The organism is Sphingomonas sp. 28-62-20, assembly GCF_002281505.1.
This window is the reverse complement of record NZ_NCGH01000006.1, coordinates 126,013-148,830: the sequence shown is the minus strand read 5'-3', so window position 1 is coordinate 148,830 and position 22,818 is coordinate 126,013. Positions and strand designations below refer to the sequence as shown.

Sequence of the window (22,818 nt, the reverse complement as noted above, 5' to 3'; positions counted from 1 at the left end):
CTGATCTTCATAAAGTTAATCACCTTTAGGGCCAGTCGGGGTAGCAGTTTCAGCACACGCGCCACGCCCCTCCTCCTTTTGAATAATCGTTTCGCCATTACGGCCCGGCAGTTCAATAACATTTACACGCGAAAATAGATACGATCCTGTTTCTCGATTGATTGACCAAGATAGATCAGTATGCATTTGAACATTTTTTATTGTACCGAGCGTAATGGTATCCGATTTCTTATCAGTTTTGTTTATATAGGTTGACTCAATCGAGCAGTAACCGGTCTCACATATGTTAGCGCTCCATGACCTACCATCATTTTCTAATGTCGAGATATTATTCGGATGCTCTAATCTATATGTCGCAGAAGTAGATCTTCTTACAGACTCAACAGCATAATCACTCTTATATGTCCTGTATGTTGTTATCTGGTCAAAGTCACATTTCAGAATTATCAGATTCTCACCATATGCCGATGACGTAATCATCATAAATATCGCGGCTATCAGAACTACAGTCACTACCCCATAGACTGAATCTTTAAGTCGTTTGCCACCATCATTTCTAGAGCTCATCAAATTTAATGGGATGGCCGTCGCCATAATGGATGGATCTTGATTTTGATCGTGAGTCATCTTTTTACCGAAAATGCTCTGCAGATAATATGTATGTTTATTTGTCCACAGCTTATTTTTACAAACCACGACTCGAATATTTTATACGACATTTGTATTGTATCATTAATCAAATATCGTGAATAGTAAGCGATCATATTTGTACACTCAAGAATGAGGCGATGCCTTTTTAGTACAGATGTTATGATTGCTCTGATTTATGAATCTTCCGCCTTCACCCATCTTTGGGTCAGCGCGTAATGCTAATTTGCTGATTCTGCCGGTTGTCGCGATGCCGCATTCATCAGGCAGTCACGCTCGAGCCTGAACTGAATTGATTCCCCACAGATCGAGAAAGCTACCGCCAGCTATGAGGTGGCGGGCTGACTTTAAGAGGGATCGCGCGCCATGCCTTTGCAGGCCGAATACTATCCTGGCTTGCGCGCTGAGCGTGATTATCGCGCCGAACCGACACGCACTGCCTTGGCCCGTGATCAGGCGTTTCTAAAAGCCCAGAAGGCCGATTGGGAGCACGGCGGCAGTCATACAGGGGGTCGCAGACGCCGCGCGAGGAACCGAGTTTCTAACTCAATAGCTCGGCACCGGCCCCGCATAATCGCTGAACCGGGTAATCTCCGGCTCAAAGCGCAAGGTCACCTTGCCGGTCGCGCCGTGGCGCTGCTTGGCGATGATCAGTTCGGACAAGCCCGCCACTTCGGCATATTTCTGCGACCACTTCGCGTGCTTGTCCTCAACGTCAGCCGTGCTGCCCGCGCGGGGCACTTCGGGTTCGTGCATCGCGATGTAATAATCCTCGCGGTAAACGAACATCACGATATCGGCGTCCTGCTCGATCGATCCCGATTCGCGCAGATCCGATAGCTGCGGGCGTTTGTCCTCGCGCTGTTCGACCGCACGGCTGAGCTGCGAGAGCGCCATGACCGAGACGTTCAGATCCTTGGCCATCGTTTTGAGCCCACGGCTGATTTCCGAAATTTCCTGCACGCGATTATCGTTGGAGCCGCGCCCGCTGCCCTGCAGCAGCTGGAGATAATCAACCACCACCAGCCCGATTTGCTCATTCTGCCGCCGCTGCAGCCGCCGCATCCGCGTGTGCAGCGCACCGATCGACAGGCCGGCGGTGTCATCGATAAACAACGGCAGATGCTGCAATTCCATCGACGCCTGCACCAATCGGCTCATCTCGGCATTATTGATCTTGCCCATCCGCAGCCGTTCGGAACTGATCTGCGATTGTTCGGCCAGGATACGCGTTGCCAGCTGATCGGCCGACATTTCCAGGCTGAAAAACGCCACCTTGGTGCCAACCGAGCGATCGGGCGCAAGGCCGTCGGCCATGTCGCGCATCCAGCGTTGCGCGGCGTTGAAGGCGATATTGGTCGCCAGCGCGGTCTTGCCCATGCCGGGGCGCCCGGCCAGGATCATCAGATCGCTATGGTGCATGCCGCCCATCTTGGCGTTGACCGAATCGAGGCCCGTCGTGATGCCCGACAGATTGCCGCCTGCATTCAGCGCGCGCTCTGCCATTTTGACAGCGGCCTTGGCGGCATCACCAAAGCTTTTGACAGTGCTCTCGGCCCCGCCATCAGCGGCGACCTTGAACAGCTCCTCCTCGGCTTCCTCGATCTGCTTGCGCGGGTTGACCTCTTCCGACGTGTCCAGCGCGCGCTCTACCAGCTGGCGGCCGACCGAAACGAGCGTGCGCAGCATCGCCAGGTCATAGATTTGCTTGGCGAACTGGCGCGCGCCGATCAGCCCCGCGCCACTCCCCGTCAATTGCGCAAGATAGCTTGGCCCGCCCAGCGCACGCATCCCCTCATCCGCCTCAAACATCGGGCGCAGCGTAACCGGCGTCGCCAGGCTCTCGGTCTTGCGGAGCGTCTTGATCGCGGCAAAGATACGGCCATGGACGGGTTCATAAAAATGTTCGGGCTCAAGCCGGTCGGTTAGATCATCGGCGAGCCGGTTATCGATCATCATCGCCCCCAGCATCGCTGCCTCCGCCTCCACATTTTGGGGAAGCGACATGGGGACATTATGCCCGGAAGGAGGGATCATCGCGGTGGCCATTGCCCCTCTTCCCAGAGCATTGCCCGGGGCTCAACCCGTCCCGCGCGTAAATAGCGTGGATAAGTCCGCACCCACTGCGAAACACACCGTTGATCTTCCCCGTTGATTCCCGGCAAGCCAACCCCGATAGCAGTATCATGGCCGATCCCCGGATCATTGATGTCTCCCTCGACGAGCGCACCATCCTTTGGCGCAGCGCCGACATCGAGCAGGAAAGACGCATTGCGATCTTCGATCTGATCGAGGGCAATTATTTTGCGCCGGTGCGCGACTATCCGGATGGCTATGCGGGCCCGTTCAAAATTCAGCTGAGCGTGGAGGAAGGACGGCTGGCGATCTCAATCTCGCGTGAGGACGGATCGCTGCTTGAAACCTATGTCCTTGGGCTGGGTCGCTTTCGCCGCCCGATCAAGGATTATTTCGCGATTTGCGACAGCTATTATCAGGCAATCCGCGCCGCGACGCCACAACAGATCGAAACGATCGATATGGCGCGGCGCGGCATTCATAATGAGGCGGCCGAGCTACTGAAGGAGCGGCTGGTGGGCAAGATCGATATTGATTTCGATACCGCACGTCGCCTCTTCACGCTGATCTGCGTGCTGCATATCAAGGGTTGACGGCGTGCGCCAACGCCTTGTCCATCGCCGCGCCCGACAGCTTGTGGCGACCGCCATTGGCCTCATCCTGGCGGTGATTCTTGCCCTGGTGCTTGGCATTGGCTGGTCGCCATCGCCGCAATCCTATCGGTTTCAGGGCGTCGATGTCAGCGCGGCGAATGGCACGATCGAATGGCCGGTGCTGCGCGGCGGCGGCGTTTCCTTTGCTTATCTAACCGCTACGGTCGGTGCCGACGCGCGCGATCCAATGTTTGAAACAAATTGGCGGGAGGTTTATGCCGCCGGGCTCAGGCGCGGGCCGCTGCATGTCTATTCGCTGTGTCGGCTCGCGGCCGACCAGGCCAATAACTTCAATACCACGGTGCCAAACACAGCAGACTCGCTGCCGCCGGCCATTTGGGTGGATTTCGAGGACGGTTGCGCCGCGCGTCCCGACCGGGCCGTCGTGATCGGTGAGCTCGAACGGCTGCTGTCGACGATCGAATCGCATATGCGCAAACCCGCGTTGATCAAAATATCCCGCCGGTTTGAAAGCGCCTATCGGGTTACCGCCGCGATTCCTCGGCCGATCTGGGCAGTGCAGGCCTATTTCCCGCCCGACTATACCGCCCGATCCTGGCGGATGTGGCAAGCCAATGCCATGCGCCGAATCGATGGCGCACCCACTCTAGTCCACTGGAATGTCGTCGCCCCATGACCGATACCGAAACCGGCACCCGATTAATCGCTGCCGCCCGCGTCGCTGCGCGCCACGCCCATGCCCCCTATTCGCGTTTCGGGGTTGGGGCAGCTGTGCTGCTGACCGATGGGTCAATCGTCACCGCCGCCAACTTCGAAAATGCCAGCTATGGCCTCTCGCTCTGTGCCGAAACGGTCGCTCTGGCGACGACGAGCGCGGCGGGGCGGCTGGCGGATGTCATAGCGATTGGCGTGATCGGTGGCGCAATGGATGCTGAAGGAATCGCGCGTGGTGTTGCTCCGGTGGGGCCCTGTGGTCGCTGTCGCCAGGTGATCAACGAAGCGGCACAGATCGGGAAGCGCGACATCGTCGTGTGGTGCGGTGCTGCAGAGGGCGATGCCATGACTCGCTATCTTCTGTCAGAACTCCTCCCCCACGCCTTTGGGCCAGCCGATCTGGGTATTGGTTAAGCACTTGCCGGCCAGGGTAACCGCTCGGCCTGCTGCGCGCCCTTTGGCAGCGCCAGTGGTATTGGCTGTGGCTTCCCCCTTGCTCCCGCCGCGCTAAGCCGCGAAAGCTGCGCTCTCATTGAGCCGGGAGGATAACCAGATGTCCGTCATGTCCGATCGCTGGATTCGCGAACAATCCCTATCCACCGGCATGATCGAGCCCTTTGTCGAACAGCAGCGGCGCGATGGCTGCATCTCTTATGGCCTGTCGTCCTATGGCTATGATGCGCGGGTCGCCGATGAGTTCAAGATCTTCACCAATGTCGATTCGGCAATCGTCGACCCGAAGAACTTCGACGCCAACAGCTTTGTCGATCGCAAGACCGATTGCTGCGTCATCCCGCCCAACAGCTTCGCGCTAGCGCGGACCGTGGAATATTTCCGCGTGCCCCGTGACGTGTTGGTGATCTGCCTGGGTAAATCAACCTATGCGCGCTGTGGGATCATCGTGAACGTTACCCCGCTCGAACCAGGCTGGGAGGGGCATGTGACGCTGGAGTTTTCGAATACCACCCCACTCCCGGCACGAATCTATGCCAATGAGGGGGCCTGCCAGTTCCTGTTCCTGCAGGGTAATGAGCCCTGCGAAGTCAGCTATGCTGATCGTGCCGGGAAATATATGGGGCAACGCGGCGTCACCCTGCCCAAGCTCTGACTCGATGGGTAATAGCTATAGGTGACCGGCCGCCAGCAGCTTGATCATCCCTGCAAACAGAAGCGCCGACGCATGGAGCGCCGGCGCCTTGAGCACAGCGGTACCAGCCGCCGGCAAGAGCGATGTGCTGATTAGCGCACCGAAACCTGGGTAGTGCCCAGCCGCTGCAACCCGCGACGAGCGATGTCGTGCGCCGATGCCGTCCGATTTTGCGCGAGCACCAGGCTCTGGTCGGCATGATCGAGCACTTCGTTATAGAGCGAGCGCGCCTGACTAATCCGGCCGGTTTGCGCGTAAATCACCGCGAGGTTCAGCATCAAATCGGCGTCATCGGGGAATTCATTGCGTTGCTTTTTCACCATCTTCTCAGCTGCAGCAAAGTCCCCATTCATGATCTGGCTGTAGCCGCTATGGTCTTCAATGGTTGTCGTTTGGGCATAGGCCGGCATGGCCATCAGCCCCGTGACAATCAGCGCGCTGAAAAATATGCGCATCGTTCCTTCTCCTTGCCTTACTCCCCACCATGGAAAGTTTCACTTTTGTGACATTAACGTGTCACTTTAGTGAAATATGTGCAAGAACAATAAATAATCTCATTGTTTCAACATGTTATACCGCATCAGTGCGCCCACATGTCGCCAAACGGCCCAGCCCGAAAACAAAAAAGGCGGCCCAAAAAGGCCGCCTTTGAAGACTCAACGATGCTGAAAAAAATCAGAAATCGTTACGGTATTGCTCATTGCCGATGAAGCCGAGCTTGGTCACGCCGGACCGCTTGATCACCGCTAACACACGATCGACCGTTTCATAACGAGCAACAGCATCGGGCTGAAAGTGCAATTCGGGCTCCGGATCAAGCTGCGTGGTTTGATCAAGATATTGACGCAACGTGATATCATCGACGGGTGCACCGTTCCAAGAAACCACGCCGGCTGCATCGATCGAAATCTTGTTCTTATCGGGTTCGATCGGTTGTTGCACCGCATTGGGGTCGTTCTGCGGAAGATCGACCTTAACGGCATGCGTCTGGATCGGGATGGTGATGATGAACATGATGAGGAGCACGAGCAAGACGTCGATCAACGGCGTCATGTTCATGTCCATCATCGGCTCGCCGTCTTCGGTGCCGCCGCTCATTGCCATGTCGAATTACTCCTGACTTTCCGGGGCGCCATTACTGGCGAACCACGCCGCCGCCCGCAGGCGGCTCTGAAATGAAGCCCACTTTCGCGAAGCCGGCCTGTTGCATCTGGAAGATCGCGCCGCCGACACATTTATAAGGCGTGTCTACGTCACCGCGGATGTGCGCTTCCGGCAATTCCACGTCGGGGGCGTTGGGGCCACCCTGACGCGCAATCTCAAGCTTCAGCTTCGCCACTGCCTTATCAAGCAGCTCTTCACTGGTGACCTTAGTCCGGTTCCAATAGATTTCACAGCCATCGTTGCCATCACCCCGGATCGAGAGCGAGACATTCTCTGGCTTTGTCGTCGTTGGATCGAACCGCACGTCGGGCAGCTTGAGCTTGATATTCTGAACCACGACCGGAACCGCGATCAGAAAAATAATCAGCAGCACCAACATCACGTCCACCAAAGGGGTGGTGTTGATATCCGACATGGGTTTGTTGGTGCTATCGCCACCAATGCTAATCGCCATTGCGAACTATCCTATCTGCAATCGTCTTGCCGCACGATCATCTCGTGCGGCGGCGCACCGGGGGCATACAGCTGCGCGCATGCCCCCGGTCCGTCATTCTGTTCAGGCGGTCTTGGCAGGCGCTGCCTTGGCGTTGGCCATCATCGGGCGAACCGCACCGTTAGACGCCAGGTAACCAAGCACATCGTTCGAAAAGGCCGACAGGTCTTCTGCGATCGACTTGTTGCGACGCTGCAGCCAGTTATAGGCAAGCACTGCAGGAACCGCGACGACCAGACCAAGTGCGGTCATGATCAGTGCTTCGCCGACCGGGCCAGCAACGGCGTCGATCGATGCCTGACCCGACGCGCCGATCTTGATGAGCGCGCGATAGATGCCGACCACGGTGCCGAACAGACCGACGAACGGCGACACCGAACCAACCGTAGCGAGGAAGGCGAGACCGCCACCCAGCTTCGAGTTGATCGCAGCTTCCGAGCGCGCGAGCGAGCCGTGCAGCCAGTCATGCGCTTCAACCGGATCGGTCAGCTTGGTGTGCTGGTCCTGCGCCATCAGGCCGTCATCGACGATCTGCCTGTAGGCAGAATTCTTCTCCAACTTCGCCGCCGCTTCCTTCAGGTTGTTGCTGTTCCAGAAGGCCGCGCGAACGCGCTTGGCCTGGCCCATGATCTTCTGCTGTTCGAACAGCTTGGTGAACATGATGTAAAAGGTGCCAACAGACATGACGACCAGAATGCCGAACACGGTCTGCGCGATGATGCCACCCTGCTGCAGTGCTTCCTGCAGACCATAGGGATTGGCGGATGCCGCGGCCGGAGCAGCAGCGAGGATGGTCGTGAGCATAAAGATATCTTCCTCTAAAATATGTCGGCTGGGGCCCCAGGCTCCGGCCGGACGGATCGTTACTGCGGGATAACCCAGCGCACGCGACGCTGCTTCGTGGTGGAGATCGGATTGCCATCCTGATCTTTCGCGGGCGTGTAGCGCCCCCGTCGGGTCAGGGCTCGGCAGGCCGCGTCATCGAGATCACTCGATCCGCTTGACTGCACAGTGCGACAATTTTCGATTCGGCCCTGCGTGTTGATGGTCCACGCGATAACCGAGGTACCTTCCTTCTCCTCGCGGAGTGCAGACGGCGGATAATCGTCCTGCGTCACCCAGCTCGCTTCATCGCCACGGGCACCGGCCGCCTGGCTAACGCGTGGTGGCGGCGGCGGCGCCGGCGGTGCTGGCGGCGCAGTCGTGTATTGCTGCTGTGGCGGCGCTTCCCGAACGGTCACCACCGTTTGCGGCGGCGGGTTCGGATTTTGCACGATCGGCGGCGGAGAAACCACGGGCGGCGGCGTCTGCGGCTGATCTGGTGGTGGCGGCGGCGGCGGTTCGTCTGGCGGCGGCGGTGGGGGTGGCGCCACGTCAAATGTGTTGAGTTTTTCCGAGACCTTCTTGACGTATTGATACGCAAGGCCGGTCACGAACGCATAACCGATTACGGCATGGATAAGGGCGACGATAATGATCGCCACCACTTTGTTGCCGCCATCTTTCCGATCTGCATATGCCATTCAGGTACGAAACTCCAATTGCACCGACAGTCTGCCCCTGTGGCACCCGTTGCGACGGGTTGCCTTAGGGCTGCCGTGAGCCGTTATATCCTTCACCGAGGCAAAAGTCTCTATCGCCACCACTGTGACGACGCAAACGCTTTGTCGGGCGCAACAAACGTACAATCTCAGCGTGGCAGAATTATTTCTGTTCGAGCGGACGTCAATCCACTAACGATTCGGTCATGAGCAACATTTCGAGAAACATGCCAATTTTGGCAATTGCCTTGATTGTAAGCGGTTCAGGTGCGGCGCCTGCGCAGCGTCGGCCAGCGCCCGCATCACCACCGGTTGCCGTCGCTGCGCCGCCTTACGCTGCCGTTGCAGACCTGGTCTTGCGATCGCCGGTAATTGTCGATGCTGCGATCCGCACCACCGAAAAACTAAAGGGTCCCGAAGCCGCCGGTGCGCCGCAGGGCTATGTCAGGCTGTATGTGCAGGCCGATGTGCAAGCCTTGGTCCGCGGCACTGATCCCGTGCCGTCACGCATTGGCTATATTCTTGATGTTCTGCCCGATTCGCGCGGCAAGATTGAAAAACTGAACAAGCGCCGGGTGCTGCTTTATGCGCGCCCAGTGCCCCGTCTTGGCGGGCAGATTCAGCTCACGGGCCCCGATTCGCAGCGTAACTGGACTCCCGCGCTCGATTCGCTCAGCCGCCAGATCGCCAAAGACGCGCTTGCCGCCGACGCACCGCCTATCGTCACGGGCATCGGCAATGCCTTCCATGTGCCCGGTTCGCTGCCCGGAGAAGGCGAAACCCAGGTTTTTCTGACCACGCGCGATGGTCGCCCCGTCTCAATCAGTATCCTGCGGCGCCCCGGCCAGGCACCGCAATGGGCAGTAGCGCTCAGCGAAATCGTCGATGAAGCCGCGGCCCCACCGGCACGTGATACGTTGCTCTGGTATCGCCTAGCCTGTGCCCTTCCGGCACAATTGCCCACCGGCGCGACAGAAAAAATGAGCTCTGGCGACGCTAGCGCGGCGGTCGAGGATTACCGCTTCGTCCTTAGCTCGCTGGGGCCCTGCAACAGGAACTGAGTTGCTCGTGCTCCTCAGCCAGAAACCGAGCGCGGGTCGATCGTCAATATCTGTCCGGTAACCGATTGCGCTGACAGCAGATACTCTACTGCAGCCACGGCATCAGCAAGGTCGCCATCAGCCGCAAGCTGCACGGCGCAGACCCGGGTGGCTGGTGCGCGCGCAACCGCCAGCGGTTCAATCGACGCAAGCAACAAGTGCCGATCGATCGGCGTCCACCCTGCGTCTATAATCACGATGACAACGCCAGCTAGAGCCTCGCGAACCCGTTCAATTATCGCTGTAACGCTGCCGCCGTCGACAAGAACGAGATGGTCGCCGCTGACATCGGCGCCAGGGGCTCCCTCGGCCAGTGCAGCCGCAATCGCACGGGCAAGTGCCCCTTGTCCCTCAACGGCGGTTGCGATCATCGACGATGGCGCGTCAGGGTCATGCCGATGGCTTCGCCCTGCTCCGAAATCGCGAGTTTGACGATTTTGACCCGCACCGCTTGCACGCGCGAATCTTCGCGCAGCAATGTCGTCGCGATGTGATCGGCAACGCCTTCAATCAGCGTAAAATGAACACCTTGCGGCAAGGCGCTGGTCGCCGCCTGTTTGAGATCGAGGTAATTTTTCGACGCGGACAAGGGTGTATCAGGCGCAAAAAAGGTCGCGCATTCAAGATCGACCGTCATCGATATCAGCAGCGGCTGGGGCAGATGCGTTTCCTCCGAATAAATGCCCGTCAAAACGGACACTTCGAAATCATGCACTTCCAGCTGTAGTCGATCGTTCAAGCCAATGGCCCTTTGCGTGATGAGTGGCGCGCCATAGCAGGTTGCCGCTTGGTGGGAAGCGGCTCGCCCGCCTCAGGCTGCAGCACTGGGCCGGGCAGACATCATATCATGCCATTTCTTCAATGCCTTATGGCCATCTGAAACAGTCAAACCCGAACGCGCGGCAAAGTCGATTGTGACCAGCGCCGTGATATCGGCAAAGCTGAAAGCATCCCCGGCAATCCACGAAGACTCACCAAGCCGCGTCTCGAGCGCGTTAATGAACGCGCGCCACATAATCGCAGCTCGCTCAACCAGATCAGGGATAATCGATGTCGGCGGCAATTTTCCTGGAAGCGCCCTCCCCTCCATTTGCGGCTTGCTGTTGCGAAACGCATAAACCGCCGCCGCATAGCCATCCGATTCAATCTGGCGGGTCCATGCCTCGATCCGCGCGATGCTGAGCGGATCTGTCCCAAAAAGGGGCGGTTCAGGGTGGAGCGCTTCAAAATATCGGCAAATCGCCGTCGATTCGCAAATCACCTCTCCGTCGTCGAGCACAAGGGCCGGCACGACACCACGCGGATTGATTGCCAGATAGGCGGGGTCCAATTGCTCATTCTGGCGCAAATCGATGCTAACATATTCAACTGAAATATTTTTTTCTGCCAGATATATCCGCACCCGCCGCGGACTTGGGGCCCAGGCCGAATCATAGAGTTTCATTCCAGAATCCTCGTTCCGCTTGTGTTCAGCACGGCGGAGGCTAAATCGCGCGACCCTGGGCGTCCATTGCCCACCCCCATTTTAAGGGCCTGTGTCGGTGATCAACCTTGTGCCCCTCATCGAAATTGCAGCGGGCGAAATCGAATCGCTGCTCGATTCGGCGTTCGGCGCTAATCGGCACAATCGTACTGCTTATCGGATTCGTCTTGGCGTGAGCTTCCTGCCCGCGCTGAGCTTTGCTGCGATCGAATCGGGGCAGTTGGTGGGCGCCATCCAGTGTTGGCCTGTCGCCCTCGTCCTTGATGATGGCGATTCGGTGCCGCTGGTGATGGTGGGGCCGGTCGCTGTGCGCCCCGATCGTCAACGCGACGGCATCGGGCGGCAATTGATGACGCATATGCTTGGGCACGCCGAAGCAACCGGTGACGCCCAGGCGCTGATGCTGATTGGCGACCCCGAATATTATGGTCGTCTTTTCGGCTTTACCGCCGATCAAACCGCGCTGTGGCGAGCACCGGGCCCGGTCGAGCAGCGTCGGCTACTCGCACGGGGTGATCAGGTGCCGACCGCAGCCGGTATGCTGGGACCCGGCGTGACGATCGCTGCCTGACGCTTTACGCCGTCCACCGGCTGGCCTACCCAATTTCCATGCCGATGGAGCCGCCCCCTGATCTTGCCGCGCTGTCGCTCGCCGATATTGCGCAGCTGGCACGGGACAAAAAGCTACCGCCCGTCGAACGCTGGAACCCCAGCCATTGCGGCGATAGCGAGATGCGCATTGCCCGGGACGGCACTTGGTTTCATCAAGGATCGCCGATTGGCCGGGCTGCTATGGTGCAGTTGTTTTCAACGATTTTGCGGCGGGAACCGGACGGCGGCTATGTCCTTGTTACCCCCGCCGAAAAGCTTGACATCGCCGTTGAAGATGCGCCGTTCGTTGCCGTCGAAATGAAGGTCGAAGGATCAGGCCGCAGCCGAAAGCTCGCTTTCCGGCTGAATACCGGCGAGTTGGTTAGCGCCGACGCCGATCATGGCCTGCGCTTTGCCGATGGCGAGTCCGGCCCACGCCCCTATCTCCATGTCCGCGCCGGACTCGAAGCATTGGTGGTGCGATCGGTTTATTATGAAATCGCGACGCTGGCGCTGGAAGGGGATGACGAACCGGTCGGCCTGTGGAGCAACGGCAGCTTTTTCCCGATTGAACCCGCCGCATGACGTTGGCTGAACGGTTGCGTCGTGCACTGGAAGCCGCGCCAGCCCATGACACCGTCTTGTTGACCGGCGATCATCATGACCTTGATCTCGCCGCGACGGAAACTTTGCTCGCCGCGGCCGTGCTTGTGCCCATCACCGACCGGCCACAGCCTGGCGTGATCCTTACCCAGCGCACCAATACACTGCGCCGTCACCCCGGCCAGGTCGCTTTTCCCGGCGGGCGAATCGATCCGGGCGACGACGGGCCAATCGCCGCCGCGCTGCGTGAGGCGGAGGAAGAAATCGCTTTGCCGCCCAATCAGGTCACGATCATTGGCCAGGCCGACCAGTACCGCACCGTTACCGGCTATGATGTAACGCCGGTCATTGGCGTCGTGCCCCCTGATCTGGTGCTGGTGGCAAGCGAGGCAGAAGTTGCCCATGTCTTTGAAGTGCCCTTGACCTTCATCCTGGACCCCGCAAACCACCTCCAGGCAAGCATCGACTGGCAGGGCCGTCAGCGCCATTACTACGAAATCCTCTGGGCAGATCGCCGGATTTGGGGCGCAACCGCCGCAATGATCGTCAACCTTTCGCGGCGGCTGCAGTGGAACGGCTGATCCTGCCCCAGGCCGCCTGGCGCGACCGGGCCGGCTTGGCAGCGTTGTGCGACGCTCTTGGCGCAGCGCAGGGCGATGCGCGGTTTGTCGGCGGTGCCGTGCGTGACACGTTGCTGGAATTGCCCGTCCAGGATATCGATATCGCGACCAGATTAACGCCTGAAACCGTCCTCCAGCGGCTTAAAGACGCTGATATCCGCGCCGTCCCAACGGGTCTGGCGCATGGCACAATAACCGCAGTGCTGCCCGATGGTCCAGTCGAAGTGACGACACTGCGCCGCGATATCGCCACCGATGGCCGCCATGCCACGATCGCTTTTACTGATGACTGGAAAGACGACGCGGCGCGGCGCGATTTTACGATCAATGCGCTTTATGCCGATCCGTTAACCGGGGCCTTATTTGATTATTTTGGTGGCCTTGATGACTTGGCGGCGCGCCAGGTTCGATTCATCGGCGATCCATTACAGCGTATTGCCGAAGATCATCTGCGCATCCTGCGATTTTTCCGTTTTCTGGCACGGTTTGGGGATGTTGCCGACCCCGCTGGCATCGCCGCCTGCACCGCCCGCGCCAATGATCTGATGGCGCTGTCGCGCGAACGGATTGCGGACGAACTGCTCAAGCTGCTGCGCGTGCCGGGCGCGGCGACGATTGTGCCGATGATGATCGACAATGGGATCTTGGCCCCAGTGCTGCCTGAAATTACCAGCGCCAACCGGCTGATTCGCCTCATTTCGTTGGAAAAGGAAGCTGGAATAGCGGGCGATCCGATCCGGCGGCTTGCAGCGTTGCTCACCAATCAACCCGCGCTGGGCGAAGCAATCGGCGCGCGCTTGAAGCTTTCAATCGCCAACCGCAAACGCCTGATGCTGGCACTAGATTCGACACCCCCGGCGAACCCGCGCGCGCTGGCCTATCGCATTGGCGTTGAAGGCGCGATCGATCGGCTGTTGCTGCATGGCGCGGCTAAAAACGCAATCGAACAGCTCGGGCTTCTATCGAATTGGGGCCCGCCCCGGCTCCCAATCTCAGGCGGCGTGCTGGTAGAACGCGGGATTGATCGCGGCCCCGACGTTGCGCGCACGCTGCGGCAAATTGAGGACCAATGGGTCGCCGAAAATTTCCCGGACGATGCTCGACTAACATCGATCATTGACGCTGCGGTCGATCAGGCGTTGCGCGCCACCAGAAATTGATAGGCATCATCTGCCTCAAGCGGCCGGGCGTAGAAAAAGCCCTGGCCATAAGTGCAGCCCAACGCGGCCAATGTTTGCGCCAGCTCGTGTGATTCGATGCCCTCGGCGGTGGTCTGCATGCCAAGCGCCTGTGCGAGGGACAAAATGGCGCGCACAATCGATATCTTGTCGCGGTCAGCAAGCATGCCAGTGACGAAACTGCGATCCATCTTCAGCACGTCAATTGGCAGTTTCTGAAGATAGGCCAGGTTTGAATAGCCGGTGCCGAAATCATCCATCGCAACCGTTGTGCCGAGTGCCTTCAGCGCCTGCATTGTTTGGGCGACCAGATCGGGATCGGAAATCAGGGCGCTTTCAGTAAGTTCAAGCGTGAAGCGCGCGCCGGGGAGGCCAGAGGCGGCAAGCGCGTTTTCGACAAGATGCGGAATATTGTCGCGCTGCAGCTGAATCGCAGAAAGATTGACGGCAAGTTTGGTACCGCAATTGCCGCCAAAGCGCCTATCCCAGCTTGCTAGCGTCGTGGCGGCCGTACTGATCGCCCAACGGCCAAGGGGCACAATCAACCCAGATTCCTCGGCAACAGGAATAAAGTCGGTCGGCGATATTTCCCGTCCGTCTTCCATCTGCCATCGGGCAAGCGCTTCGAACGAAACCACCCGCCCGGTCGCGAGATCGCAAATCGGTTGATAGGTTAGCCGCAGCAGATCGGCATCAATCGCCCGACGCAGGCTGGTTTCCATACCGAACTGTTCGCGAACGACGTGGAAAGCCTGGGTTTGGTACGATTCGACGCAGCCGCTGGCCTTTGACCGTTTCACTGCAAACTGGGCGTGGCGAATCAGATCTTCCGAATCATCAAACCCGTCTGATCCAAAGGCGATGCCAATCGAACAGGAGACGCGAATCTCGAAATCCGAAAGCCGGAATGGTGTCGCAAGCGCGCCCTGTATTCGCTTGGCGACATGATCGGCATCACTGCGGCCTTCATCAAGGCTCATCAAAATGCCGAACTCATCGCCGCCGGTCCGCGCCAAAACATCACGCCCGCGCAAGGCGCCCTTCAGGCGCCGCGCCACGGTGATCAGCAACTCATCGCCGGTCATTGAGCCCATACAGGCATTGACCCGGCTGAATCGATCAAGATTGACGATCAGCACAGCAAAGCGTTCGCGCTGATCGGTGCGGTCACCGATCGCTTCCTCCAGCAATTCGCTAAAGCCCGCGCGATTAGGCAGCCCGCTCAGGCTGTCTGTCATCATTTCGCGCCGCAGATTTTGCTCGGTGCGCAATTCGGATGTGTGATCGATCAGCGTTAAAAGGCAGCGATAGGCATCGGGGCCAGACGCCCGCGCCAGATGAACCCGGTAATGGCGGCAATCGACGACATCACCGAATTGCCAGTCAAATGCCTCCGATGTCGCCGCTGATTCCAGAAATGCAGCGATCCGCCCGCCCAAAATTGCCACCAATGGCGAACGATCAGCGCTTCGCCCGAAGCTGGCAGAAAACGCATTGGTCACCGCTTCGAAAGCGAATTGGCCATCGACCATCGACAGCATGGCTGCAGGAATGGGCAGCAATTCAACCGCTTGGCTGATACAGGCCGGGAGACGCTCAGCAATAGCAGGCTGCTCGCTCGCAACGGCCTTCGCCGTGCGATCACTTGTCTTGCTAAATCGGGCCTGGCCAAACACCATATCTTCATTGCGGTAACCGCAATTGGTTAAAGCCTGTTGAACTCGTTAGCGACGACGTAGGCCAATCCCAACCCCGCCCAGAACATTAGAAAAGATTGTCGCGCGGAAATCCATTGGGCGGCATCCGTCCTGCTGCGCCACGCGCCGCTCGCCACGGGCCCATATCGGATTCACTCCGGGTACGGCCACTTTCCCCACCCATTGCCCAGCTTAGCCCTTGGGCAAAGGCAAAGGTCGTCACATCCGCCAGTCCGCCATCGCGGTAACGCTGCAACTGCACCCCCTGCCCGCGTGCCATTTCCGGTAATTCCGTGATCGGGAACACCAGCAGCCGCCGATTATCGCCAATGACGCCGACATAATCGGCCTGCGGATCAACTGACTTCACGCGGGAAAGTCGCGCGCCCAAACGCGGCGTTACAACCGTCTTGCCCTTGCGGGTTTCGGCGATCAGATCGGCGGTCTTGACGATGAAACCCCGTCCGTCAGTGGCGGCAACCAGATGGCGTTCGCTGCGGCTCGCCGGGAAAAGGTCGACGATTCCCGACTCTCCCTCAAGGTCGATCATCAGCCGCACCGGCTCGCCAAAGCCGCGCCCGCCGGGCAGCTTGTCGGCAGCGAGCGTATAGAAACGCCCGGTTTCGGCCGCGAGCAATATCTTGTCAGTGGTCTGCGCGTGGAAGGCGAAGGCGGGGCCGTCGCCTTCCTTGAACTTTAGCGCCTCGGTCCCTGCCGTATCGATATGCCCCTTCATCGCCCGTATCCAGCCGCGCTGCGACAGGATGACAGTGATCGGCTCACGGTCGATCATCGCCTCGAGCGGAATGTCGCGCGCCGGTGCCGCCTCGGCCACGGTCGTGCGGCGCTTGCCGAGCGCTGTGTCATCGCCATAGCGGACCAGCAGCTTGCCAAGGTCCTTCTTCATCCGCGTCCGCTGGCGCGCATCGCTGCCCAGCAACGCCTCAAGCCCGGCGCGCTCCTCGAGCAGCTTGTCGCGTTCCTTGCGCAGTTCCATTTCCTCAAGGCGGCGCAGCGACCGCAGCCGCATGTTGAGCACCGCCTCGGCCTGCCGATCGGTCAGCGCGAACTCGGCCATCATGACGGGCTTTGGCTCATCCTCAGTACGAATGATCTCGATCACGCGATCAAGATTGAGGAAGGTGATAACATAGCCGTCGAGCAATTCGACCCGGTCGCTGATCTTGTCGAGCCGGTGCTGCGACTTGCGCTGCAGCACGATGAACTGGTGATCGAGCCACGCCGACAGCGCCTCACGCAGGCTCATCACCCGCGGCGTCCGGCGCGCGTCGAGGACGTTGAGGTTGAGCGGCACGCGCACCTCAAGATCGCTTAAGCGGAACAGGCTTTCCATCAGCATGTCGGCATCGACGGTGCGGCTGCGCGGTTCGATGACGATCCGGATCTCGCTGTCCGATTCATCCCGGACATCGACAAAAATCGGCAGCTTCTTGTCGTTGACGATCGCCGCCAGCGCTTCGATCAGCTTGCCCTTCTGAATGCCGTAAGGAATCTCGGTGACGATCGCGTTCCAGGTGCCCCGCCCCAGATCCTCGATATGCCAGCGCGCGCGCACGCGGAAACCGCCGCGCCCGGTCGCATAGGTCTCAGCAATGCTGGCCGCACTATCGACCACCAGCCCGCCGGTCGGAAAGTCAGGCCCCGACACTTTGGTCATGATTGCCGCGTCATCGGCCTTGGGATCATCGATCAGCAGCAGCGCCGCCTCGATCAGCTCGGCGGCATTATGCGGCGGGATGCTCGTCGCCATGCCGACCGCGATGCCGCTTGCGCCATTCGCCAGCAAATTGGGGAAAAGGCCCGGAAAAAGCTCGGGCTCTTCCTCCTCGCCATTATAGGTCGGCTTCAGGTCGGTGGCGTTCTCGTCGAGCCCGTCCATGAGGTCGACCGCGACCTGGGTCAGCCGCGCCTCGGTATAGCGATAGGCAGCGGCGTTATCGCCATCGATATTGCCGAAATTGCCCTGCCCGTCGACCAGCGGATAACGCAGCGCGAAATCCTGCGCGAGGCGGACCATGGCGTCATAGACCGACTGATCGCCATGCGGGTGATACTTACCAATCACATCGCCGACGACGCGCGCGCACTTTTTATAGCCCTGCGCCGGGTCAAGCTTGAGCAGCCGCATCGCCCAGAGCAGGCGGCGGTGCACCGGCTTTAGCCCGTCGCGCACATCGGGCAGCGAGCGCGCAGTGATCGTCGACATCGCATAGACGAGGTAGCGTTCCGACAGCGCACTATCGAACGGCGCGTCGGTCTGGCCGGGGATCGGGTCGGGCTGCGGCGCGGGAGCGTCGGGGTCAATCAGGTCGGTGGTCATCGTCCCGAGGTCGATAGCTTCAACCAAAAGGCAAAGCTAGTGACGGACGGACCCTCGAACCATGGCACGAATATTTGAAATACGCTATTAAGGCGTCGCTGGTGGGGGAGCAGGAACGCCATAGCCCGACGCCTTGGCCCGGGCCTGATGGAGCGCCTGAACCAGATTTGTTAAATCGGCTTGGGCCGACTGCACAGCAAGCCTGTTGGAATCTAGAGCGAGCTGATTCCCTTGCAGGGAATCATCTCGTTTCTTTAGCTCATCGATCAGTTTTTGCTGGCTTGCGATCGCCGATGTCAGTTTGCCGACGTCGATCTCACCCTGCGTACGATCGGCAAACGCCTTCAGCTTCGGATATTCAGCGACAGATGTTAGCGCGAGCTCTAATCCTTTGTAAAAAGAACAAGCCTGATGATATTCGTTCACCGATCGGACCATGTCATCTACTGTAAAAGTGGCGACCGGATCGTTACGATGTGAATCGATAACCCCCTTCAGCCGAACCCGCTCTGCCGCTATTGACGCCGTTATCGCCTGAGAAACTTGGTTCCGGTAAACAGCGGCATTCACATGGTCCCGACTCCCACTGACGGCCGTCGCGACACCCGCCAAAATTGTTTTGGCTCGCTCACCCGATACGATTGTGCCGGCGGCAGATACGCCAGTAATCAGAATGTTCAGTATCCCGTTTATCGCTGCTTCATTGGCAACAATTGCCGCGCTATCGTGCACACAAATCGCATCGGACTGAGTCATTAGGATCGCGGCTAACCTGTTGCGTGCAGTCATGTCCGTTACTGCGAAATCATAGGCAGGCCCATCGTTGTCAAACGAAGCCCCGGATACTTGTGCTGTGATCTTTCCGCCAACCAAGGTCGGGTTTGACAATGTGCCTTTAACTAAGCGACCCGATATAACCGTACCGTCCTTTCCGGAAGCAATCACATCTCCATCGGCCTCGGGAAATCTAAAGCAATCCAGATCGATGGCGCCTTTCAGATTCTCGCCGCATATTTTCTTTGAAGTCGAATATTGACCAATACTGGCTGGTTCGACACGCGCGGTGGTTCCCAGGCTACTACAAGCCGACAGGGTCAAAAACACTCCACACAACATAGCCTTAGCAATGGACATTTTCATTCCTCCCCCACAGTATGTAATCCACTGCATCAGTTGTTTTCAGTCAAGCATTTAAATTGGTACGGGTCTGGATTGAAGCATATTGTGAATTCCCTAAACTGTCGGCGAAGATGCTAGGCCGTTCGTCCATAACGACTGGTCCCATACGCCAGCAGCCGCAGCCAACAGGTCGACAGCCTGGCCACCACGCCGATGAGCTTCCGCTACACCGCCTCGAGCGCCATTCCTGGCTTCGATTCGGGCGCACCGCTTTATACCGGCTACCTAATTGGCAAGCAGTCGCTGCTCTTCGCGCTGACGGTGCTGATCGTCGTCATCGGCGTCGGCGCGCCCTGGATGGCCTTCGCGCTGCTGTTCGGCTGGCTCTACCGCATCAGCGGATTGCGCGCGCTGCGCCGTCGCTGGAAGGACGCGGCCCAGGCCTGATTATCATCACCGGCGGACTCGCCTGCGTCCGCCGGTCGGGCTAGTTGAGGGGCATGAAGCTGAAACATCTTGCGCTGTTGGCCCCCGTGCTGCTCGGGCTGGCAGCAATGAGCGAAACGCCGTCCCTGCTTACCTGGCCCGATCTGACCAGCCGCTCCCGCCCGACGGCCGACGCGACGGTCAGCTACGGCCGCGATCCCTATCAAAAGGTCGATGTCTGGCTCCCTAAAACGCCGGGCGAGCATCCAGTCGTGCTGATGGTCCATGGCGGCTGCTGGACAACCAGCATCGCCGATCGGACACTGATGAACTGGATCGCCAGCGATTTGCGCGGGCGCGGTATTGCGGTGTGGAACATCGATTACCGCGGCGTTGATCGGCCGGGCGGCGGCTATCCAGGCACGTTCAGCGATGCAGCGCAGGCAGCGGATGCGCTCGCCGCCAACGCCGCTCGCTATGACCTCGACCTGCGCCATGTCGTTGCCGTCGGGCACTCGGCAGGCGGGCATCTCGCGCTCTGGCTGGCGGCGCGCCCCAAATTGCCCTCGGGCAGCGCGCTTCACGCCGACCATCCGCTGAAGATCGGCCATGTTATCAGCCTGGGCGGCCTGCCCGATCTGGAGGCGACGGCGGCAAGCCCCGATAATGGCTGCGGCACCGAGGTGGTCGCCGCGCTGATTGGCCCCGCCACCCCCGCACACCCTGATGTGTACGCCGACACCTCGGTTCCGCGCCTGCTGCCGCTCGGCGTGCCCGTCGATCTGATCAATGGCGAGAATGATCGGATCATCCCGATGCGCCTCGGCACTGGCTATATCGACCAGGCAACCAAAGCGGGCGACGCCGCCGTTCTCCACCGCATCGACAAGACCGGTCATGTCGAGCTGATCGCCCCCGAAACCGCCGCCTGGTCAAGAGCGGTGGAGCGCATCGAAGCGGCCCTCAAACGATGACCCGCGACGAAGCACGTGCGCTCGACGCCGCCGATCCGCTTCGCCATTTTCGCGGCAAATTCGCGTTGCCCGAGGGCGTGGTCTATCTCGACGGCAATTCGCTCGGTCCCCTGCCCCGCGAAACCGCGCCAAAGCTCGGCGATATGGTTGATCGCCAATGGGGTGAGCGACTCATCCGCAGCTGGAATGAAGGGTGGATTGAGGCTCCGCAGCGCATCGGCGGGAAAATCGCGCGGCTAATCGGTGCCCAGCGTGATGAGGTGATCGTCACTGATTCGACGTCGGTTAATCTCTTCAAGCTAATCGTCGCCGCACTCCGGCTTGATTCGTCGCGCACCACCATTGTTACCGAAGCCGGTAATTTCCCCACCGACCTGCATGTTGCAGAAGGCGCTGTCGGCTGTGTGCCTGGCGCGACGCTGAAACTTGTCTCCCGTGACCAGATCGCAGAAGCAATTGACGAGACCACTGCCCTGCTGTTGCTCACCCACGTCCATTACAAGTCCGCCGAACGCTTCGACATGGCGGCCTGGACGGCCCGCGCGCATGCACGTGGCGCGCTGGTGCTGTGGGACCTTAGTCATAGCGCTGGCGCTGTGCCGATCGACCTCAACGGCGCGGCGGCCGATCTGGCGGTTGGATGCGGCTATAAATATCTGAATGGCGGACCCGGCGCGCCAGCCTATCTCTATGTCGCTGCACGGCTGCAGAAACGGCTCGCCAACCCCGTGTCGGGCTGGATGGGCCATGCCGCCCCCTTTGCTTTTGCTGATGCCTATGCGCCGGCCCCCGGCATGGCGCGCTGGCTGGCAGGCACACCGCCGATGCTTGCCATGGCGGCGCTTGAAAGCGGGGTCGATCTGATGCTTGAGGCCAACCCGGTCGCCATCGCCACCAAAAGCGCCGTGCTATTCGATCTGATGCGCTCGATCGGCGATACGCTTGGCCTCGATTGCATCAGCCCCGGCGATCCTATGATGCGCGGTAGCCATATCAGCTTCCGCCACCCCCACGCCTATGCGCTCTGCCAGGCGCTGATCGCCGAGGGCGTGATCGGCGATTTTCGCGATCCCGATATCCTGCGATTCGGGCTGACGCCGCTCTATCTTGGCTATGAAGATGTCGTGATCGCTGGCGAAAAACTGGCCGCCATCCTTGCCGGTCAGCGCCACCTCGCACCGACATTCTCAAAGCGGTACGCGGTCACCTGATCTTCGATTGGTCCTAAAGCCCGTCTGCGATATGGTTAACGCTGGGTTGAAGGAGACGGTAATGCGATTCGCCATCACTGTTGGGGGCAAGATTGCGGGGCTGTTGCTGCTGCTGGCGGGGTGCGCCCCGATCGGCGTTGATCCTTCTGGTGGGGCCAATGGCGGCGGATCGGTTGGCATTAATCGCAGCGAAGGCACCGCGATCGGTGATGATTTCGATTATCGCTATGCCTTCCGCTTGCCGGCCGCCCGGATAGCCGAAGTGCAGGACAGCCATGTCCGCGCCTGCGATCAACTGGGTCGGCAGCGTTGCCGCGTGCTGACGAATCGCTACCATGTCAACGATCAGGACAACAGCGTTTCGGCGGTGCTGGCCTTCCAAATCGATCCCATGATCGCACGGACTTTCGGCCGGTCTGCAGGCGCTACGGTCAAATCGGCAGCGGGTCTCGTCATGGATTCGCGGATGATCGGCACAAATGAAGCGATGCGCGCAGGCGGTGTGATCGCGCGAATTCGCGAAGAGATCACCAAGATCGACATGCAGCTCAAGGGCTCGCTCAGCGATGCGCAGCGTGCCGAGGCCACTGAAAAACAGGCCAGGCTGCGCGCCGCCGTTGCGACCATTAGCGATCTGGATCAGGCCTCTGCACAGGGGGTAGCAACGACGCCGATGTTGTTCACCTATCAATCTGGCTTGGTGATCCCTGCATTGGGCGGGTCCAGCACCGCGACATTCGACAATGCCGGACAAGCCTTCATCCAATCAGCCGCCGCCATGGCGCAGGTGCTTGCCGGGGTCGGCCCCTGGCTGCTGGTCCTGCTGGGTGTCGCGCTGATCCTGCGTCAATTCGTCCAGCCCGAGGAGCCAGAGCCTGCCCGCACGGCCGACGTTCCCCTGCCCGCCAAGGAGGAAAGCCGTAACGTCGTCCGGCGCTGGTTCGGTCGCGACGCTGAACCTGCGGAGGAAACTGAACCGGTCAGCTGAGCCATTGCCGCGATTGCGCGGCCCCGGTGCTTTCTATATAGGGGTACCTCTTGCCCCGGCCCGCGCGACCTTGTTGACCGCGTGGCCGGG

Annotated in this window: 26 protein-coding genes; 13 read left to right on the top strand and 13 right to left on the bottom strand. The window is 59.6% G+C overall.

All coding sequences use genetic code 11. The features are described 5' to 3' along the window. Nucleotides 1-15 precede the first annotated feature (15 nt). Both B7Y43_RS06340 and B7Y43_RS06335 read right to left on the bottom strand, forming a co-directional pair. Entirely contained in the window at nt 16-594 is a 579-nt protein-coding gene (locus B7Y43_RS06340; protein WP_374130773.1) for a hypothetical protein, read from the bottom strand. 600 nt (nt 595-1,194) lie between these two features. Next, a complete protein-coding gene (locus B7Y43_RS06335) occupies nt 1,195-2,697 on the bottom strand; it encodes a replicative DNA helicase (protein WP_374130772.1) in 1,503 nt (500 codons plus the stop codon). Between the two features lie 137 nt (nt 2,698-2,834). Between B7Y43_RS06335 and B7Y43_RS06330 the strand changes: the two genes are divergently transcribed. From B7Y43_RS06330 to dcd, 4 genes are all read left to right on the top strand, one after another. Further along, on the top strand, nt 2,835-3,317 hold the full coding sequence (locus B7Y43_RS06330) for a UPF0262 family protein (RefSeq protein ID WP_374130771.1): 483 nt from the start codon (nt 2,835-2,837) through the stop codon (nt 3,315-3,317). A 4-nt stretch (nt 3,318-3,321) separates the two neighbouring features. Beyond that, nucleotides 3,322-4,014, top strand: coding sequence for a glycoside hydrolase family 25 protein (locus B7Y43_RS06325; protein WP_374130770.1), 693 nt, complete (start codon nt 3,322-3,324; stop codon nt 4,012-4,014). Beyond that, nucleotides 4,011-4,466, top strand: coding sequence for a cytidine deaminase (locus B7Y43_RS06320; RefSeq protein WP_374130769.1), 456 nt, complete (start codon nt 4,011-4,013; stop codon nt 4,464-4,466). The genes B7Y43_RS06325 and B7Y43_RS06320 overlap by 4 nt, the downstream gene beginning before the upstream one ends. Nucleotides 4,467-4,605: 139 nt before the next feature. Then, entirely contained in the window at nt 4,606-5,160 is a 555-nt protein-coding gene (gene dcd, locus B7Y43_RS06315; RefSeq protein ID WP_374130768.1) for a dCTP deaminase, read from the top strand. Between the two features lie 131 nt (nt 5,161-5,291). On the opposite strand, the gene B7Y43_RS06310 is transcribed toward dcd, so the two are convergent. The 5 genes from B7Y43_RS06310 to B7Y43_RS06290 form a co-directional block, all read right to left on the bottom strand. Next, on the bottom strand, nt 5,292-5,654 hold the full coding sequence (locus B7Y43_RS06310) for a tetratricopeptide repeat protein (RefSeq protein WP_374130767.1): 363 nt from the start codon (nt 5,652-5,654) through the stop codon (nt 5,292-5,294). 220 nt (nt 5,655-5,874) lie between these two features. Continuing rightward, nucleotides 5,875-6,303 (bottom strand): biopolymer transporter ExbD, encoded by a 429-nt coding sequence (locus B7Y43_RS06305; protein ID WP_374130766.1) that lies wholly within the window; start codon nt 6,301-6,303, stop codon nt 5,875-5,877. A gap of 31 nt (nt 6,304-6,334) precedes the next feature. Beyond that, nucleotides 6,335-6,817, bottom strand: a complete 483-nt coding sequence (locus tag B7Y43_RS06300; protein ID WP_374130765.1) for a biopolymer transporter ExbD — start codon at nt 6,815-6,817, stop codon at nt 6,335-6,337. A 102-nt stretch (nt 6,818-6,919) separates the two neighbouring features. Continuing rightward, nucleotides 6,920-7,660, bottom strand: a complete 741-nt coding sequence (locus tag B7Y43_RS06295; protein ID WP_374130764.1) for a MotA/TolQ/ExbB proton channel family protein — start codon at nt 7,658-7,660, stop codon at nt 6,920-6,922. Between the two features lie 59 nt (nt 7,661-7,719). Continuing rightward, on the bottom strand, nt 7,720-8,379 hold the full coding sequence (locus tag B7Y43_RS06290; protein ID WP_374130763.1) for an energy transducer TonB: 660 nt from the start codon (nt 8,377-8,379) through the stop codon (nt 7,720-7,722). Nucleotides 8,380-8,603: 224 nt separating this feature from the next. Here B7Y43_RS06290 and B7Y43_RS06285 point away from each other — a divergent pair, with 224 nt between their 5' ends. Then, the gene (locus tag B7Y43_RS06285; RefSeq protein ID WP_374130762.1) at nt 8,604-9,458 is read left to right on the top strand and encodes a hypothetical protein; all 855 of its coding nucleotides are present in this window, start codon (nt 8,604-8,606) and stop codon (nt 9,456-9,458) included. A gap of 14 nt (nt 9,459-9,472) precedes the next feature. Here the strand turns inward: B7Y43_RS06285 and B7Y43_RS06280 are convergent, their stop codons facing one another. From B7Y43_RS06280 to B7Y43_RS06270, 3 genes are all read right to left on the bottom strand, one after another. Further along, complete coding sequence (locus B7Y43_RS06280) at nt 9,473-9,868, bottom strand: Rossmann fold domain-containing protein (protein WP_374130761.1); 396 nt, start codon at nt 9,866-9,868, stop codon at nt 9,473-9,475. Beyond that, entirely contained in the window at nt 9,865-10,236 is a 372-nt protein-coding gene (locus B7Y43_RS06275; RefSeq protein WP_374130760.1) for a dihydroneopterin aldolase, read from the bottom strand. Before B7Y43_RS06275 ends, B7Y43_RS06280 begins: the two co-directional genes overlap by 4 nt. A gap of 72 nt (nt 10,237-10,308) precedes the next feature. Further along, nucleotides 10,309-10,941: a glutathione S-transferase family protein gene (locus tag B7Y43_RS06270; RefSeq protein WP_374130759.1), complete on the bottom strand. Its 633-nt coding sequence runs from the start codon at nt 10,939-10,941 to the stop codon at nt 10,309-10,311. Between the two features lie 97 nt (nt 10,942-11,038). On the opposite strand from B7Y43_RS06270, the gene B7Y43_RS06265 reads away from it, so the two are divergent. Genes B7Y43_RS06265 through B7Y43_RS06250 form a run of 4 tightly spaced genes read left to right on the top strand, consistent with a single transcriptional unit; the run spans nt 11,039 to nt 13,954 of the window. Beyond that, nucleotides 11,039-11,551 carry a GNAT family N-acetyltransferase gene (locus B7Y43_RS06265; protein ID WP_374130758.1) on the top strand — a complete coding sequence of 171 codons (513 nt, stop codon included), beginning with the start codon at nt 11,039-11,041 and terminating at the stop codon, nt 11,549-11,551. A 38-nt stretch (nt 11,552-11,589) separates the two neighbouring features. Continuing rightward, nucleotides 11,590-12,156 carry a DUF1285 domain-containing protein gene (locus B7Y43_RS06260; RefSeq protein WP_374130757.1) on the top strand — a complete coding sequence of 189 codons (567 nt, stop codon included), beginning with the start codon at nt 11,590-11,592 and terminating at the stop codon, nt 12,154-12,156. Continuing rightward, on the top strand, nt 12,153-12,755 hold the full coding sequence (locus tag B7Y43_RS06255; RefSeq protein ID WP_374130756.1) for a CoA pyrophosphatase: 603 nt from the start codon (nt 12,153-12,155) through the stop codon (nt 12,753-12,755). The genes B7Y43_RS06260 and B7Y43_RS06255 overlap by 4 nt, the downstream gene beginning before the upstream one ends. Beyond that, complete coding sequence (locus B7Y43_RS06250) at nt 12,743-13,954, top strand: CCA tRNA nucleotidyltransferase (protein WP_374130755.1); 1,212 nt, start codon at nt 12,743-12,745, stop codon at nt 13,952-13,954. The genes B7Y43_RS06255 and B7Y43_RS06250 overlap by 13 nt, the downstream gene beginning before the upstream one ends. On the opposite strand, the gene B7Y43_RS06245 is transcribed toward B7Y43_RS06250, so the two are convergent. The 3 genes from B7Y43_RS06245 to B7Y43_RS06235 form a co-directional block, all read right to left on the bottom strand. Continuing rightward, entirely contained in the window at nt 13,927-15,513 is a 1,587-nt protein-coding gene (locus B7Y43_RS06245; protein WP_374130835.1) for a putative bifunctional diguanylate cyclase/phosphodiesterase, read from the bottom strand. The genes B7Y43_RS06250 and B7Y43_RS06245 overlap by 28 nt on opposite strands. 223 nt (nt 15,514-15,736) lie before the next feature. Continuing rightward, nucleotides 15,737-18,010: a DNA topoisomerase IV subunit A gene (parC, locus tag B7Y43_RS06240; RefSeq protein ID WP_374130754.1), complete on the bottom strand. Its 2,274-nt coding sequence runs from the start codon at nt 18,008-18,010 to the stop codon at nt 15,737-15,739. A gap of 87 nt (nt 18,011-18,097) precedes the next feature. After that, nucleotides 18,098-19,150 carry a hypothetical protein gene (locus B7Y43_RS06235; protein WP_374130753.1) on the bottom strand — a complete coding sequence of 351 codons (1,053 nt, stop codon included), beginning with the start codon at nt 19,148-19,150 and terminating at the stop codon, nt 18,098-18,100. 192 nt (nt 19,151-19,342) lie between these two features. Here B7Y43_RS06235 and B7Y43_RS06230 point away from each other — a divergent pair, with 192 nt between their 5' ends. From B7Y43_RS06230 to B7Y43_RS06215, 4 genes are all read left to right on the top strand, one after another. After that, nucleotides 19,343-19,576 (top strand): hypothetical protein, encoded by a 234-nt coding sequence (locus tag B7Y43_RS06230; RefSeq protein WP_374130752.1) that lies wholly within the window; start codon nt 19,343-19,345, stop codon nt 19,574-19,576. 53 nt (nt 19,577-19,629) lie between these two features. Continuing rightward, nucleotides 19,630-20,529, top strand: coding sequence for an alpha/beta hydrolase (locus B7Y43_RS06225; protein ID WP_374130751.1), 900 nt, complete (start codon nt 19,630-19,632; stop codon nt 20,527-20,529). Then, a complete protein-coding gene (gene kynU, locus B7Y43_RS06220) occupies nt 20,526-21,740 on the top strand; it encodes a kynureninase (protein WP_374130750.1) in 1,215 nt (404 codons plus the stop codon). The genes B7Y43_RS06225 and kynU overlap by 4 nt, the downstream gene beginning before the upstream one ends. Before the next feature lie 61 nt (nt 21,741-21,801). Then, nucleotides 21,802-22,728 (top strand): hypothetical protein, encoded by a 927-nt coding sequence (locus B7Y43_RS06215; protein ID WP_374130749.1) that lies wholly within the window; start codon nt 21,802-21,804, stop codon nt 22,726-22,728. Nucleotides 22,729-22,818: the final 90 nt, after the last annotated feature.